Source organism: Flavobacterium sp. (assembly GCF_046296355.1).
Lineage (GTDB): Bacteria > Bacteroidota > Bacteroidia > Flavobacteriales > Flavobacteriaceae > Flavobacterium.
The window spans coordinates 1-15,580 of sequence record NZ_JBKBLM010000003.1 but is presented as its reverse complement, the minus strand read 5'-3'; the positions used below and the strand labels follow the sequence as shown (position 1 = coordinate 15,580).

13 protein-coding genes and 4 tRNA genes are annotated in these 15,580 nt (G+C 37.1%); all 17 read right to left on the bottom strand.

Going from position 1 to position 15,580, the window contains the following annotated elements; genetic code table 11:
• Positions 1 to 320: 320 nt before the first annotated feature.
• The 17 genes from ACK4HO_RS02875 to rpsU all read right to left on the bottom strand — a co-directional run bounded on the left by ACK4HO_RS02875 (position 321) and on the right by rpsU (position 15,578).
• Positions 321 to 632, bottom strand: a complete 312-nt coding sequence (locus tag ACK4HO_RS02875) for a DUF3467 domain-containing protein (RefSeq protein WP_409662300.1) — start codon at positions 630 to 632, stop codon at positions 321 to 323.
• A 115-nt stretch (positions 633 to 747) separates the two neighbouring features.
• On the bottom strand, positions 748 to 5,052 hold the full coding sequence (gene rpoC / locus ACK4HO_RS02870; RefSeq protein WP_409662297.1) for a DNA-directed RNA polymerase subunit beta': 4,305 nt from the start codon (positions 5,050 to 5,052) through the stop codon (positions 748 to 750).
• Positions 5,053 to 5,132: 80 nt separating this feature from the next.
• Entirely contained in the window at positions 5,133 to 8,945 is a 3,813-nt protein-coding gene (gene rpoB, locus ACK4HO_RS02865) for a DNA-directed RNA polymerase subunit beta (protein ID WP_409662294.1), read from the bottom strand.
• 266 nt (positions 8,946 to 9,211) lie between these two features.
• The gene (rplL, locus tag ACK4HO_RS02860; RefSeq protein WP_409662291.1) at positions 9,212 to 9,586 is read right to left on the bottom strand and encodes a 50S ribosomal protein L7/L12; all 375 of its coding nucleotides are present in this window, start codon (positions 9,584 to 9,586) and stop codon (positions 9,212 to 9,214) included.
• Between the two features lie 53 nt (positions 9,587 to 9,639).
• Positions 9,640 to 10,140 carry a 50S ribosomal protein L10 gene (rplJ, locus tag ACK4HO_RS02855; RefSeq protein ID WP_409662288.1) on the bottom strand — a complete coding sequence of 167 codons (501 nt, stop codon included), beginning with the start codon at positions 10,138 to 10,140 and terminating at the stop codon, positions 9,640 to 9,642.
• A gap of 23 nt (positions 10,141 to 10,163) precedes the next feature.
• Positions 10,164 to 10,853: a 50S ribosomal protein L1 gene (rplA, locus tag ACK4HO_RS02850; protein WP_162127315.1), complete on the bottom strand. Its 690-nt coding sequence runs from the start codon at positions 10,851 to 10,853 to the stop codon at positions 10,164 to 10,166.
• Positions 10,854 to 10,861: 8 nt separating this feature from the next.
• Positions 10,862 to 11,302: a 50S ribosomal protein L11 gene (gene rplK / locus ACK4HO_RS02845; protein ID WP_409662285.1), complete on the bottom strand. Its 441-nt coding sequence runs from the start codon at positions 11,300 to 11,302 to the stop codon at positions 10,862 to 10,864.
• A 66-nt stretch (positions 11,303 to 11,368) separates the two neighbouring features.
• A complete protein-coding gene (gene nusG / locus ACK4HO_RS02840; RefSeq protein ID WP_176305763.1) occupies positions 11,369 to 11,920 on the bottom strand; it encodes a transcription termination/antitermination protein NusG in 552 nt (183 codons plus the stop codon).
• 10 nt (positions 11,921 to 11,930) lie between these two features.
• Positions 11,931 to 12,128: a preprotein translocase subunit SecE gene (gene secE, locus ACK4HO_RS02835; RefSeq protein ID WP_409662280.1), complete on the bottom strand. Its 198-nt coding sequence runs from the start codon at positions 12,126 to 12,128 to the stop codon at positions 11,931 to 11,933.
• A gap of 19 nt (positions 12,129 to 12,147) precedes the next feature.
• Positions 12,148 to 12,218, bottom strand: a tRNA-Trp gene (locus tag ACK4HO_RS02830).
• 62 nt (positions 12,219 to 12,280) lie between these two features.
• On the bottom strand, positions 12,281 to 13,468 hold the full coding sequence (gene tuf / locus ACK4HO_RS02825; RefSeq protein WP_121311676.1) for an elongation factor Tu: 1,188 nt from the start codon (positions 13,466 to 13,468) through the stop codon (positions 12,281 to 12,283).
• Between the two features lie 55 nt (positions 13,469 to 13,523).
• Positions 13,524 to 13,595: transfer RNA gene (locus tag ACK4HO_RS02820), tRNA-Thr, on the bottom strand.
• A gap of 214 nt (positions 13,596 to 13,809) precedes the next feature.
• A tRNA-Tyr gene (locus tag ACK4HO_RS02815) sits at positions 13,810 to 13,891 on the bottom strand.
• A 30-nt stretch (positions 13,892 to 13,921) separates the two neighbouring features.
• Positions 13,922 to 13,995: transfer RNA gene (locus tag ACK4HO_RS02810), tRNA-Thr, on the bottom strand.
• Positions 13,996 to 14,086: 91 nt separating this feature from the next.
• Positions 14,087 to 14,389: a ribosome hibernation-promoting factor, HPF/YfiA family gene (hpf, locus tag ACK4HO_RS02805; RefSeq protein ID WP_187659827.1), complete on the bottom strand. Its 303-nt coding sequence runs from the start codon at positions 14,387 to 14,389 to the stop codon at positions 14,087 to 14,089.
• Positions 14,390 to 14,421: 32 nt separating this feature from the next.
• The gene (locus tag ACK4HO_RS02800) at positions 14,422 to 15,318 is read right to left on the bottom strand and encodes a tyrosine-type recombinase/integrase (protein ID WP_409662275.1); all 897 of its coding nucleotides are present in this window, start codon (positions 15,316 to 15,318) and stop codon (positions 14,422 to 14,424) included.
• 68 nt (positions 15,319 to 15,386) lie between these two features.
• Positions 15,387 to 15,578, bottom strand: a complete 192-nt coding sequence (gene rpsU, locus ACK4HO_RS02795; protein WP_409662273.1) for a 30S ribosomal protein S21 — start codon at positions 15,576 to 15,578, stop codon at positions 15,387 to 15,389.
• Positions 15,579 to 15,580: the final 2 nt, after the last annotated feature.

The window sequence follows — 15,580 nt, the reverse complement described above, 5'->3', positions numbered from 1 at the left end:
ATTTATCCGATAAAATACTACTTCGGATAATTTTAACAATATAAAACCTAACAAAAATACTATTTTTTAAACGGTTAGCATTAACTTTAGAACAACAAATTGTATTTTTAATATTAATGCTAAGGTTGTAAAACTACAAAAAAAACAATATGTAAAAAGTTATGATTTAATTATTTAGAACTAAATCGTTTTCGTGATTTGCAATAGTAAGTAAAAATTGAACATAATTGCTTATTGACAAATATACATTTTCAAAAACATCACCAAAAGTAAAACCCTCTCAATTGCTTGAGAGGGTTTTATATAAAAAAATATTTGATTTATGCTTGACCGGCTGGACCAAAATTCAAAGGAATTGGAGGTTGCTCTGTATCTTTGATTTCGCCGTTGGCTAATTCAAATCGGTGGATGTTCTCCCCTAATGCTTTAAGAAATCTTTTAGCATGTTGCGGTGTTAACACAATTCTCGATTTAACTTTTGCTTTTGGCACTCCTGGCATGATGGTTACAAAGTCAATTACAAATTCAGAAGCTGAATGGTTGATGATAGCCAAATTGGAATAAATTCCTTCGGCTGTTTTCTCATCCAACTCAATATTGATTTGCCCTTGTTGTTGATTATTATCACTCATTTGATATTAGATTTTAAATATTAGATATTAAATTTATACACTTACTATTAAAAAAAGCCACTAATTTAAGATTTAAAGTAGTGGCTTTTGTTTAATTTAACTATCAATATTGATATTAATAGATGTATTCTTCTTTGTTGGCCATGATTTCATTGTAATCTTCTTTCGAACCTACAATAGTGTGATCGTAATCTCTCATACCAGTTCCCGCAGGAATTCTGTGTCCAACGATAACATTTTCTTTCAATCCTTCTAACGTATCTACTTTACCAGCTACTGCTGCTTCGTTTAATACTTTAGTTGTCTCTTGGAACGATGCTGCCGAGATGAATGATTTTGTTTGTAACGATGCTCTCGTGATACCTTGAAGTACCGGAGTTGCAGTAGCTGTAATTACATCACGAGCCACAACCTGGTTTTTATCATTACGTTTCAATAATGAATTTTCATCTCTTAACTCACGTGGAGAAACGATTTGACCCGGTTTTAAAACCTCAGAGTCACCTGCATCTTCTACCACTTTCATTCCGTATAATTTATCGTTTTCTTCGATAAAGTCAGCGGTGTGTATTAATTGTTCTTCCAAGAATAAAGTATCTCCCGGATCTTCAACTCTTACTTTACGCATCATTTGACGAATAACCACTTCAAAGTGTTTGTCATTGATTTTTACCCCTTGCAAACGGTAAACCTCTTGAATTTCGTTAACCAAATACTGTTGAACAGCTGATGGCCCTTGAATTCTTAAGATATCGTCCGGAGTAATCGCTCCGTCAGATAAAGGCACTCCCGCTTTTACGAAGTCATTCTCTTGAACCAAGATTTGACTTGATAATTTTACTAGGTATTTCTTGATTTCACCAAATTTAGATTCGATTACAATCTCACGGTTACCTCTTTTGATTTTACCAAAAGAAACTACACCATCAATTTCAGAAACTACGGCTGGGTTTGAAGGATTACGAGCTTCTAACAACTCTGTAATTCTTGGTAAACCTCCGGTGATATCGCCTGCTTTAGAAGAACGACGAGGAATTTTCACAAGGATTTTACCTGCTTTAATTTTCTCTCCATCTTCTACCATAAGGTGAGCACCAACCGGTAAGTTGTAAGAACGAATTAATTCTCCGTCTTTACCATAAACCAATAAGGTTGGGATTAATTTTTTATTTCTTCCTTCCGAAATTACTTTTTCTTGGAAACCGGTTTGCTCATCAATCTCCACTTGGAACGATTGTCCTTGTTCTAAATCTTCGTAAGCAATTTTTCCGGTAAATTCAGAAACGATAACTCCGTTATATGGATCCCATTTACAGATAGCAGCACCTTTTTCAACAACGTCACCATCTTTTACATTGATAACAGAACCGTAAGGAATGTTGTGTGTACTTAATAAAATACCCGTTTTAACATCTACTAATTTCAACTCAGTTGAACGAGAAACCACGATATCTACTTTGTTGCCATCAGCATCTTCACCAACAACCGTTTTCAAATCTTCGATTTCTAATCTTCCACCGAATCTTGCAATAATAGCAGATTCTTCAGAAACTCCACCCGCAACCCCACCAACGTGGAACGTACGAAGGGTCAACTGTGTACCCGGCTCTCCAATAGATTGGGCAGCGATAACTCCAACTGCTTCTCCTTTTTGAGTCATTTTTCCGGTAGCCAAGTTACGTCCGTAACATTTAGCACAAATTCCTTTTTTAGCTTCACAAGTCAAAGGCGAACGCACATCTACTCTTTCAAGCGGAGATTCTTCGATAGCTTTAACAATTGCTTCAGTGATTTGCTCACCAGAATGAATTAAAATTTCATTATTTAATGGATTGATTACATCTTGTAACGCCACACGTCCTAAGATTCTCTCTCCTAATGTTTCAACGATTTCTTCGTTTTTCTTTAAAGCCGAAACTTCAATTCCTCTTAACGTACCACAATCTACAGAGTTCACGATTACGTCTTGAGAAACGTCATGTAAACGACGAGTCAAGTAACCGGCATCAGCTGTTTTCAAAGCGGTATCCGCAAGACCTTTACGCGCACCGTGAGTAGAGATAAAGTACTCAAGAATCGAAAGACCTTCTTTAAAGTTAGAAAGAATTGGATTTTCAATAATTTCACCACCACCAGCGGTTGATTTTTTTGGCTTAGCCATCAAACCACGCATACCGGTTAACTGACGAATTTGTTCTTTAGATCCACGAGCTCCGGAATCAAGCATCATATATACCGAGTTGAAACCTTGTTGGTCTTCACGGATATTTTTCATCGCTAATTCGGTCAATTGTGCATTCGCAGAAGTCCAGATATCAATAACTTGGTTGTAACGTTCGTTATTGGTAATAAGACCCATGTTATAGTTCACAGAAATAAGATCAACTTGCTCTCTTGCATCTGCAATCAATTTATTTTTTTGCTCCGGAATTCTAATATCACCTAATGAGAAAGACAATCCACCTTTGAAAGCGAATTTGTACCCCATATCTTTCATGTTATCAAGGAACGCTGCCGTTGTAGGAACATCAGTTACTGCAAGGATTTTTCCAATAATATCACGCAAAGATTTTTTAGTCAATACTTCATTGATATAACCAGCTGCTTGTGGTACTACTTCATTAAATAATACTCTACCGGCAGTAGTTTGGATAATTTTGTATACTAATTCTCCGTTTTCATTAAAGTCTTTCGCTCTAATTTTAACACGAGCATTCAACTCCACTCTTCCTTCATTCAAAGCGATATTACATTCTTCGGCAGAATAGAAAGTTAAATCTTGACCTAAAATAGTCATTTCCGGAGTAGACAATCTTTCTTTGGTCATGTAATAAAGACCAAGTACCATGTCTTGAGAAGGTACCGTAATTGGAGCACCATTAGCAGGATTCAAGATATTGTGAGAAGCCAACATTAACAATTGTGCTTCCAAAATAGCCTCAGGTCCTAACGGTAAGTGAACAGCCATCTGGTCACCATCAAAATCCGCGTTGAACGCCGTACATACTAACGGGTGTAACTGGATTGCTTTTCCTTCAATTAATTTAGGTTGGAAAGCTTGGATACCTAATCTGTGTAACGTAGGAGCACGGTTTAGTAATACCGGGTGACCTTTGATTACATTTTCAAGGATATCCCAAACTACAGGCTCTTTTTTGTCGATTATTTTCTTAGCCGACTTTACTGTTTTAACGATTCCTCTTTCGATTAACTTACGAATAACGAATGGTTTGTATAGTTCAGCAGCCATATCTTTTGGCAAACCACATTCGAACAATTTCATTTCCGGTCCAACAACAATTACCGAACGAGCAGAATAATCCACACGTTTTCCTAATAAGTTTTGACGGAAACGACCTTGTTTACCTTTTAACGAATCTGATAAAGATTTTAAGGGTCTGTTTGATTCTGTTTTAACAGCAGAAGCTTTACGCGTGTTGTCAAATAAGGAATCTACTGATTCTTGCAACATACGTTTTTCGTTTCTCAAGATTACTTCAGGAGCTTTGATCTCCATCAATCTTTTCAAACGGTTGTTACGGATGATAACTCTCCTGTACAAATCGTTCAAATCGGAAGTAGCGAAACGACCTCCATCAAGCGGCACCAACGGTCGCAATTCTGGTGGAATAACCGGAATTACTTTCAAAATCATCCACTCAGGACGGTTTTCTCTATTTAGGTTTGACTCACGGAAAGACTCCACTACTTGTAATCTTTTTAACGCTTCAGTTTTTCTTTGTTTAGACGTTTCGTTATTGGCCGCGTGACGTAAGCTGTAAGACAACTCATTTAAGTCGGTGCGTGCCAATAAATCCATGATACATTCAGCACCCATTTTGGCGATGAATTTATTTGGATCATTGTCATCTAAATATTGGTTTTCCATTGGAAGTGTATCTAAAATATTTAGATATTCTTCTTCTGTCAAAAAGTCTAAACGGTGTAATGATTCACCATCTGCATTTTGAGCAATACCGGCTTGGATTACTACGTATCTTTCGTAGTAAATAATCATATCTAATTTCTTAGACGGTAATCCAAGGATGTAACCAATTTTGTTTGGTAACGAACGGAAGTACCAGATGTGAGCAATCGGCACCACCAAATTGATGTGACCCACTCTGTCTCTACGTACTTTTTTCTCGGTTACTTCAACACCACAACGGTCACAAACGATTCCTTTGTAGCGGATTCTTTTGTATTTACCACAGGCACATTCAAAATCTTTTACCGGACCGAAAATTCGCTCACAGAAAAGACCGTCACGCTCTGGTTTGTGGGTTCTATAGTTGATAGTTTCCGGCTTCAAAACCTCTCCTCTTGACTCAGCCAAGATAGATTCCGGTGAAGCTAGTCCTATCGAAATTCTGTCAAATCTTTTGATAGTATTTTTAGTATCTTTATTTCTATTCATCATAGTCGTAACATTTAAAGTGTTCAGTATTCAGTGTCCAGTGTTCAGATAGTTTATCTGAACACTGCCACTGCCAACTATTTTTATTCTTCTAATCTGATGTCTAATCCAAGACCTTTCAATTCATGCATTAATACATTGAATGATTCTGGTAATCCCGGTTCCGGCATAGTTTCTCCCTTAACGATGGCTTCGTAAGTTTTAGCTCTACCGATTACGTCATCCGATTTAACAGTCAAAATTTCTCTTAGCGTGCTTGATGCTCCATAAGCTTCAAGTGCCCAAACCTCCATTTCTCCGAAACGCTGACCTCCAAATTGAGCTTTACCACCCAATGGTTGTTGTGTAATCAAAGAATATGGACCGATAGAACGAGCGTGCATTTTGTCATCAACCATGTGTCCAAGTTTCAACATATAGATAACTCCAACCGTTGCTGCTTGGTGGAACCGTTCTCCGGTTCCTCCATCATACAAATAAGTATGACCGAATTGTGGAATACCTGCTTCGTCTGTCAATGCATTGATTTGGTCTAATGTTGCTCCGTCAAAAATAGGTGTCGCATACGTTCTTCCTAATTTTTGTCCGGCCCAACCCAAAACAGTTTCATAAATCTGACCGATGTTCATACGAGAAGGTACACCTAGTGGATTCAATACGATATCTACAGGAGTTCCATCTTCTAAGAATGGCATGTCTTCATGACGAACGATACGAGCCACAATACCTTTGTTTCCGTGACGTCCCGCCATTTTATCACCCACTTTCAATTTACGTTTCTTAGCGATATATACTTTCGCTAATTTCAAGATACCGGCTGGTAATTCATCTCCAACAGTGATGGTAAATTTCTCTCTTCTCAAAGCACCTTGTAAATCGTTTAATTTGATTTTGTAGTTGTGAATTAAGTCGTTAACCAATCGGTTAGTTTCATCATCAGCAACCCATTGTCCTTTAGTCAAGTGAGCGAAATCTTCTACGGCATGTAACATTTTTTGAGTGTATTTTTTACCTTTTGGCAAAACTTCTTCTCCTAAATCGTTCATTACACCTTGCGATGTTTTTCCGTTTACAATGTTGAATAATTTTTCAACCAATTTGTCTTTTAATTCCACAAATTTGGTTTCGAATTCCATTTCCAAAGACGTCAAATCGTCTTTATCCTTGGTACGTTTCTTTTTATCTTTTACCGCTCTTGCGAATAATTTTTTATCTAAAACCACACCGTGTAATGATGGAGAAGCTTTTAACGAAGCATCTTTTACATCACCCGCTTTATCACCAAAGATTGCTCTTAACAATTTCTCTTCCGGTGTAGGATCTGATTCTCCTTTTGGTGTAATTTTTCCGATTAGAATGTCGCCAGGTTTAACCTCGGCTCCGATTCTGATCATTCCGTTTTCATCCAAGTCTTTGGTAGCTTCTTCAGAAACGTTCGGGATATCATTAGTTAACTCTTCGTTACCTAATTTTGTATCTCTAACTTCCAATGAATAATCATCAACGTGGATAGACGTGAAGATATCGTCACGAACTACTTTTTCAGAGATTACAATCGCATCCTCGAAGTTGTATCCTTTCCATGGCATAAATGCTACTTTAAGGTTTCTTCCCAATGCTAATTCTCCGTTTTGTGTCGCGTATCCTTCACAAAGTACTTGTCCTAATTTCACTCGGTCACCTTTTCTTACGATTGGTTTCAAGTTGATAGACGTACTTTGATTCGTTTTTCTGAATTTGATCAAGTTATACGATTTCTCATCAGGGTCAAAACTTACCATTCTTTCCTCTTCTGTTCTGTCGTATTTGATAGTAATCATGTTGGCGTCAACGTACTCAACAGTACCGTTTCCTTCCGCATTGATTAATACTCTTGAGTCAGACGCCACTTGACGCTCTAAACCTGTTCCTACGATTGGTGCTTCAGGACGTAACAATGGTACAGCCTGACGCATCATGTTGGAGCCCATCAACGCACGGTTCGCATCATCATGCTCCAAGAAAGGAATCAATGAGGCTGAAATCGAGGCGATTTGGTTCGGCGCTACGTCGGTATAGTGAATTTCGTTTGGATCAACAACCGGGAAATCACCTTCTTCACGGGCAATAACTTTATCAGCAGTAATTTTTCCTTTGGCATCCATTTCAATGTTTGCCTGCGCAATCATTTTACCTTCTTCTTCTTCTGCGCTTAAGTAAATTGGTTCAGAAGTTAAATCAACTGTGCCGTTAGTTACTTTACGGTAAGGTGTTTCGATGAATCCCATTCCGTTTACTTTAGCATAAACACCAAGTGATGAAATCAATCCAATGTTTGGTCCCTCAGGCGTTTCAATCGGACAAAGTCTTCCGTAGTGCGTATAGTGAACGTCACGTACCTCGAAACCGGCTCTTTCTCTCGAAAGTCCACCTGGTCCAAGGGCAGATAATCTTCTTTTGTGTGTAATCTCAGCCAATGGATTTGTTTGGTCCATGAATTGAGACAACTGGTTCGTACCAAAGAAAGAGTTGATAACCGATGATAATGTTTTAGCATTGATCAAATCGATTGGTGTAAACACCTCGTTATCTCTAACGTTCATTCTCTCACGGATGGTTCTGGCCATACGGGCTAAACCTACACCAAATTGTTGAGACAATTGCTCACCAACTGTACGTACACGACGGTTTGATAAGTGATCAATATCATCAATCTCTGCTTTAGAGTTGATTAATTCGATCAAATATTTCACGATAGTGATGATATCTTCTTTGGTCAAGACTTGCTTTTCCATTGGGATATCAAGGTTCAATTTTTTGTTCATTCTGTAACGACCCACTTCACCTAAGTTGTAACGTTGGTCAGAGAAGAATAATTTATCGATGATGCCACGAGCGGTTTCTTCATCAGGCGGTTCTGCATTACGCAACTGACGGTAAATGTGCTCAACAGCTTCTTTTTCTGAGTTTGTTGGGTCTTTTTGTAACGTATTGTGGATGATGGCATAATCACCTTGATTAGCATCTTCTTTGTGTAACAAAATTGATTTTACGTTAGAATCGATGATTTCTTCCACATTATCTTTGTCGATAATGGTATCTCTATCAAGGATAATTTCGTTACGTTCGATAGATACTACTTCACCAGTATCCTCGTCAACGAAATCTTCGTGCCAAGTATTCAATACTCTCGCAGCTAATCTTCTTCCAACGTATTTCTTAAGACCGGTTTTTGAAACTTTGATTTCTTCTGCAAGGTCAAATATTTCAAGGATGTCTTTATCTCTTTCGAATCCGATAGCACGGAAAAGAGTAGTCACCGGTAATTTTTTCTTTCTATCGATATAAGCATACATTACGCTGTTGATATCGGTAGCAAATTCAATCCATGAACCTTTGAAAGGAATTACTCTAGCAGAATACAACTTGGTACCATTAGCATGGAAAGACTGACCAAAGAAAACACCAGGTGAACGGTGTAATTGAGAAACTACCACACGCTCGGCACCATTGATAACGAAAGTTCCACTTGGTGTCATGTATGGTATTGTTCCAAGATAAACATCTTGAACAATCGTTTCAAAATCTTCGTGCTCCGGATCAGTACAATAAAGTTTTAGTCTGGCTTTTAAAGGCACACTATATGTTAAACCTCTTTCGATACACTCTTGAATGGTGTAACGCGGTGGGTCAACAAAATAATCTAGGAACTCCAATACAAATTGGTTTCTTGTATCAGTAATTGGAAAGTTTTCCATGAAGGTGTTGTATAACCCTTCGTTGCCTCTCTCGTCAGATTTGGTTTCCAATTGGAAGAAATCTTTAAAAGATTTAACCTGAACATCTAGGAAATCCGGATATTGAGGTATATTTTTAGTAGAGGCAAAATTCAATCTTTCAGTCTGATTTGTTATCATCAATGGACAAAATTTTGATTTAAAAAAAGTAATTTTTGTGTGTAAGAACACTGTTTAATCTATACTTTCCTTTTTTACAACCAACACATCTTTAAAAATAGACCAGGAAATTAGTCGATTTTTTTCTTCGTATTGATCAAAAACTTTTTCGTATTTTAAACTTAATAGGATAATAAAATTGTCTATAATTTTATTATACGAAAAATGGTTTAGGCCCTTGGACGCATTGTCCAAGGCCTAAACCTAGTTCTAAAACCGGTGTTGGATTATTTTAATTCAACAACAGCTCCAGCTTCTTCTAAAGATTTTTTCAAACCTTCAGCTTCTGCTTTAGTAACTCCTTCTTTGATGTTTGATGGAGCGCCGTCAACTAAATCTTTAGCTTCTTTTAAGCCAAGACCTGTTAATTCTTTAACTGCTTTTACAACAGCTAATTTTGAAGCTCCAGCTTCTTTCAATACTACTGTGAATTCAGTTTGCTCTTCAGCACCAGCACCAGCATCACCACTACCAGCAGCAACTACTACAGCTGCAGCAGCTGGTTCGATACCATACTCATCTTTTAATATTGTAGCTAAATCGTTAACTTCTTTTACTGTAAGGTTAACTAATTGTTCTGCGAATTGTTTCAAATCTGCCATTTTTTCTATCGTTTAAAATGTTCTTTAATTATTATTTTTTTAGTCTGCTCTAATTATTCTGCTGTTTCGCCTTTTTGTTCTGCATGGTTTAATAATGCAGCAATAACGCGTTTTGCAGGTGATTGAAGTAATCCGATGATTTCTCCAATAACTTCTTCTTTAGATTTCAATGAAGCTAAGCTATCCAAAAGGTTATCACCGATGTAAATTTCACCGTTGATGTAAGCACCTTTGAATGCAGGCTTATCTGATTTTTTTCTAAAGTCTTTAATGATTTTTGCCGGTGAATTTGCGATGTCTGCGATAAAAATGGAAGAGTTTCCTTTTAACACAGATGACAAATCACCATAATCATTACTTGAAGCTTCCATTGCTTTTCCAAGCAAAGTGTTCTTAACCACTTCTAATTTGATACCTGCTTTAAAACAAGCTCTTCTTAAGTTTGAAGTAGTTTCTGCGTCTAACCCAGAGGTGTCAGCAATATATACAATATTACTTTCGGCCAACTTTGCAGTTAAATCTTCTATCGCGATTGATTTTTCTTCTCTTGTCATAATAAAATTTGTTTAACTACCAATTATACTGCTTTAGGATCTAAAGCGATAGCAGGGCTCATAGTAGAAGAGATGTGAATACTCTTAATGTATGTTCCTTTAGCTGCAGTTGGTTTCAATTTAAGTAATGTTTGAATAATCTCATGAGCGTTATCTACAATCTTATCTGCTTCGAAAGAAATTCTTCCGATACCAGCGTGAACGATTCCAGTTTTATCAACTTTAAAGTCGATTTTACCCGCTTTTACTTCAGCAACAGCTTTTCCAATTTCCATGGTTACTGTTCCTGTTTTAGGGTTTGGCATTAAACCTCTTGGACCTAATACACGTCCTAAAGGACCTAATTTACCCATGATAGCCGGCATAGTGATGATTACATCAACATCAGTCCAACCATCTTTAATTTTTTGAAGGTAATCGTCTAATCCTACATAGTCAGCACCAGCCGCTTTCGCTTCTGCTTCTTTATCCGGAGTAACTAAAGCTAATACTTTAGTATCTTTACCGGTTCCATGAGGAAGGGTTACAACACCTCTTACCATTTGATTTGCTTTTCTTGGATCAACTCCTAAACGAACAGCAATATCTACAGACTCGTCAAATTTTGCAGAAGCAACAACTTTCAATAAAGACGAAGCGTCTTTTAATGAATACAGTTTGTTTTTCTCAATTTTTGCAGCAGCCTCTTTTTGTTTTTTTGTCAATTTTGCCATTTCTTACCTTATTTTAGAGGAGAATCTCCAGTTACAGTTATACCCATAGATCTAGCTGTTCCAGCAATCATGCTCATTGCAGATTCAATTGTGAAAGCATTTAAATCAACCATCTTGTCTTCAGCGATTCCTTTAATTTGATCCCAAGTTACGTTAGCAACTTTTCTTCTGTTAGGCTCGCCTGAACCAGATTTTAATTTAGCAGCATCCAATAACTGAATTGCAGCAGGTGGAGTTTTTACAACAAAATCAAACGATTTGTCTTTGTACACGGTAATTTGTACCGGTAACACTTTGCCGGGTTGATCTTGGGTTCTAGCATTAAACTGCTTACAGAATTCCATGATGTTAACACCAGCAGCTCCCAGAGCAGGTCCAACCGGCGGCGATGGATTCGCTGCGCCTCCCTTAACTTGTAGTTTAACTACTTTACTAATCTCTTTAGCCATTGTTTTTAAAAAAATTTGCAGCGGTCTGTGGAAGCAGACGTTTGCGGTTTATAATAGTGTAACGAATTATACTTTTTCAACTTGCATAAAGCTCAGTTCCAATGGTGTTTTTCTTCCGAAAATTTTCACCATTACTTCTAGCTTACGCTTTTCTTCATTTATTTTGTCAATAGTTCCGTTGAAACCATTGAAAGGACCATCAATAACCTTGATGGTTTCTCCTATATTAAAAGGAATGTTTTGAGTATCGGTATTAACAGCCAACTCATCCACTTTACCTAGCATTCTGTTTACTTCTGACAATCTTAACGGCACAGGATCTCCTCCTTTAACTTCTCCTAAGAAACCAATCACACCGGTAATTGACTTAATGATGTGAGGAATTTCTCCCACCAAGTTAGCTTCAATCATGACATAACCAGGAAAGTACACCTTATCCTTAGCTATCTTTTTTCCATCTCTTACCTGTACCACTTTTTCAGTTGGAACCAGTACTTGAGAGATATAATCTGCCATGCCTAGTCTGTTAATTTCGGTTTCGATATAAGCTTTCACCTTATTTTCTTGCCCGCTAACAGCCCTAACGACATACCATTTTTTTACATTAATATCAGCCATTTCAGAAAAATTAAGGTTTTAACCAATTAAAGAAACCTGCAATTAATTTTGCACAAGCTTCATCAACACCCCAAGTTGCTAGAGCGAAAACAATTGAAAATACAGCCACTATGATAGTGAACTTTTGAACTTCAGCCCATTCAGGCCAAGTAACATTTGTTCTCAATTCTTCAAATGCTTCTGATATATAGTTAACAATTTTTGTCATTGTAAATTATTTTTTTTTGCACGGGCGGAGGGATTCGAACCCCCATCAACGGTTTTGGAGACCGCTATTCTACCCTTGAACTACGCCCGTTTCATTAAAAACCAGCAGAGTAACCAAATGGCTCTCTGCTGGTAATATATTTAATTAGATAATTAGTCTAAAATTTCAGTAACCTGACCAGCACCTACTGTTCTACCACCTTCACGGATAGCGAAACGTAGACCGATGTTCAAAGCGATAGCACTTAACAAAGAAACTTCAATAGTTAAGTTATCACCCGGCATTACCATCTCTACACCAGCTGGTAAAGAGATAACTCCTGTTACGTCAGTTGTACGTACGTAGAACTGTGGACGGTAGTTATTGTGGAATGGTGTGTGACGACCACCTTCTTCTTTTTTCAAGATATAAACCTCCGCTTTGAATTTAGCGTGTGGTTTTACAGATCCTGGCTTACAAATAACCATTCCTCTTTTGATATCTTCTTTTGCAACACCTCTTAACAAGATACCTGCATTATCTCCAGCCTCACCTCTATCCAAGATTTGACGGAACATTTCGATACCAGTTACTGTAGAAGTTAATTTCTCAGCACCCATACCAATGATTTCAACCGGATCTCCAGTATTACAAATACCTGTTTCGATACGACCTGTAGCAACAGTTCCACGACCTGTAATTGTAAATACGTCTTCAACCGGCATCAAGAAAGGTTTGTTAACATCTCTTTCTGGCTCTTGAATCCAATTATCAACAGCTTCCATCAATTCAATGATTTTTGGTACCCAAGCCGGATCGTTATTCAATCCACCTAAAGCTGAACCTTGAACTACAGGACCATTATCTCCATCATAATCGTAGAAAGATAATAAGTCTCTGATTTCCATTTCAACCAATTCTAATAATTCCGCATCATCAACCATATCCACTTTGTTCATGAATACAACGATTCTAGGAATACCAACTTGACGTCCTAAAAGGATGTGCTCACGTGTTTGTGGCATTGGTCCGTCTGTTGCAGCAACTACTAAAATAGCACCGTCCATTTGAGCAGCACCAGTAACCATGTTCTTAACGTAATCCGCGTGACCTGGACAGTCAACGTGTGCGTAGTGACGGTTAGCAGTTTCATACTCTACGTGTGAAGTATTAATTGTAATACCTCTTTCTTTTTCTTCCGGAGCGTTATCAATTTGATCAAATGATTTCGCTTGACAGTAACCTGCATCAGATAATACTTTTGTGATTGCTGCAGTTAAAGTTGTTTTTCCGTGGTCAACGTGCCCAATTGTTCCAATGTTTAAGTGGGGCTTGTTACGGTTAAAATTTTCTTTTGCCATTTTACTTAATTTTTAATCTTAGTTTATATATTAGTGTTCAAATTTTACAATTTTGAGCCAACTACGGGAATTGAACCCGTGACCTCTTCCTTACCAAGGAAGCACTCTACCCCTGAGCTAAGTCGGCTAATGCCTAGTCCAGAAGTTAGACCTTAGAATTCAGAAAACCCAAATTCACATTTCTAAATTCCAATTAGTTGGATAATCAACACAAGGCTGAATTTCCAGTTTTGAATTAACGTCCTTCGGGCGATAATCCTGATAAGGCGTTGCCTTATCCAAGCTTTAAATCTGAATTTACTCGAAAGTAAACTTTCGGATAAATCCTTGTTTAAATATTGTGGGGAGAGCAGGATTCGAACCTGCGAAGATGTAATCAGCGGATTTACAGTCCGCCCTCGTTGGCCGCTTGAGTATCTCCCCCACTTTTCTTACGTTTTATCCCTAAAATTGAGCCGGCGGAGGGACTCGAACCCACGACCTGCTGATTACAAATCAGCTGCTCTAGCCAACTGAGCTACGCTGGCATACACAATAAAAAAAGTCCGCTATTTCTAACGGACTGCAAATGTATGGATTTTATCTTTTAATCAAAACATTTTTAGAAAAAAATTTATCTTATATATGTGTTCTGATTTTTTCCTTTCTTTTCACTAATAATCTTTCCAGAGATTCGGACGATAACTCTACCGCTTCTTCAAAAGTTTTACATTGCTTTTTTACCATAAAATCATCTCCAGGGACATGAATTTTAACCTCTACCATTTTATTTTCCTTTTCGCTTGTATTGTCAACCTTCAAAAAAACATCTGACGAAACAACTTTGTCATAGAATTTCTCAAGTTTACCTAATCTTTCTTGGATGAAATCAACCAGCTTTCTGTCGACAGTGAAATTTACTGCATGAACATTTACCTTCATAATTAAAATTTTAATGATTAAACATTGTAGAACTATTGTTTATTCCTTGGATGAGCGCTACTGTATACTTTTTTAAGTTCCGCTAAACTGCTGTGAGTGTAGACTTGGGTAGAGGCCAAACTTGAATGTCCTAATAATTCTTTAACCGAATTAATATCTGCTCCGTTGTTTAATAGGTGAGTCGCAAATGTATGTCTTAATATGTGCGGACTTTTTTTAACCTTCTCGGAGACATTACTAAAGTAATAATTTATTAAACGATAAACAAACGAATCGTTCAATTTAACGCCTTTTAGCAGTAGAAAAAAATACGCTTCATCTACAATGCTTTGTAAACCTGCCCTTTCTGCTAAATATAATTTAATTTGATTTTCAACAACCGGCAAGATTGGTATAATCCTTTCCTTATTTCTTTTCCCTAAAACTTTTATGGTTCCGCTCGACAAATCGATATTTTGCAATTTTAAATTAATCAACTCTGTTCTACGAATACCGGTGGTATAAAATAAATCAACAATCAATTTATCGCGAATACCATCAAAGTCATTAGTATAAACTATTTGATTTAAAACCAAATCGAGCTCTTTCTCCGAAAACGGAATTTGAAGTTTTTTGGATGCTTTTAAAGCTTTGTGTTTCAATAACGGACTCGTTTCAATTTGCTTGGTTTTTAGCAAAAATTTGTAAAACGATTTTAAAGAAGATATTTTTCGGTTAATTGAAGAATTCGAAATCCCGTCATCCGACAACGAAACTATCCAAGCACGAACTTGATTATAGTTAACTGCAACTAAATTATTGTCGTCAAAGTTATTGGATAAAAATGATTCGAAGAAACCGACATCATTGATATAAGCAGTTACTGTATGCAAAGAATATTTTTTCTCTAACAGTAAGTAATCTTGAAACTTATTTTTAAAATTTTCCATAAAAAAACCGCTGACCTCAAAGTTAAAAAACTTTAATCATCAGCGGCTATATCTTATAAGGAATTTAACTATCCTTCCAGATTGTCTCTCATGTTTTGGATATAAGCAGCTTTTTGAACTTGTGCTCTTCTCACTACAGAGGGCTTAGTAAACGCTTGACGCGCTCTAAGTTGTCTTACAGTTCCGGTTTTATCGAATTTTCTCTTGTAGCGCTTTAATGCTCTATCAATGTTTTCTCCGTCTTTAATTGGTATAATCAACA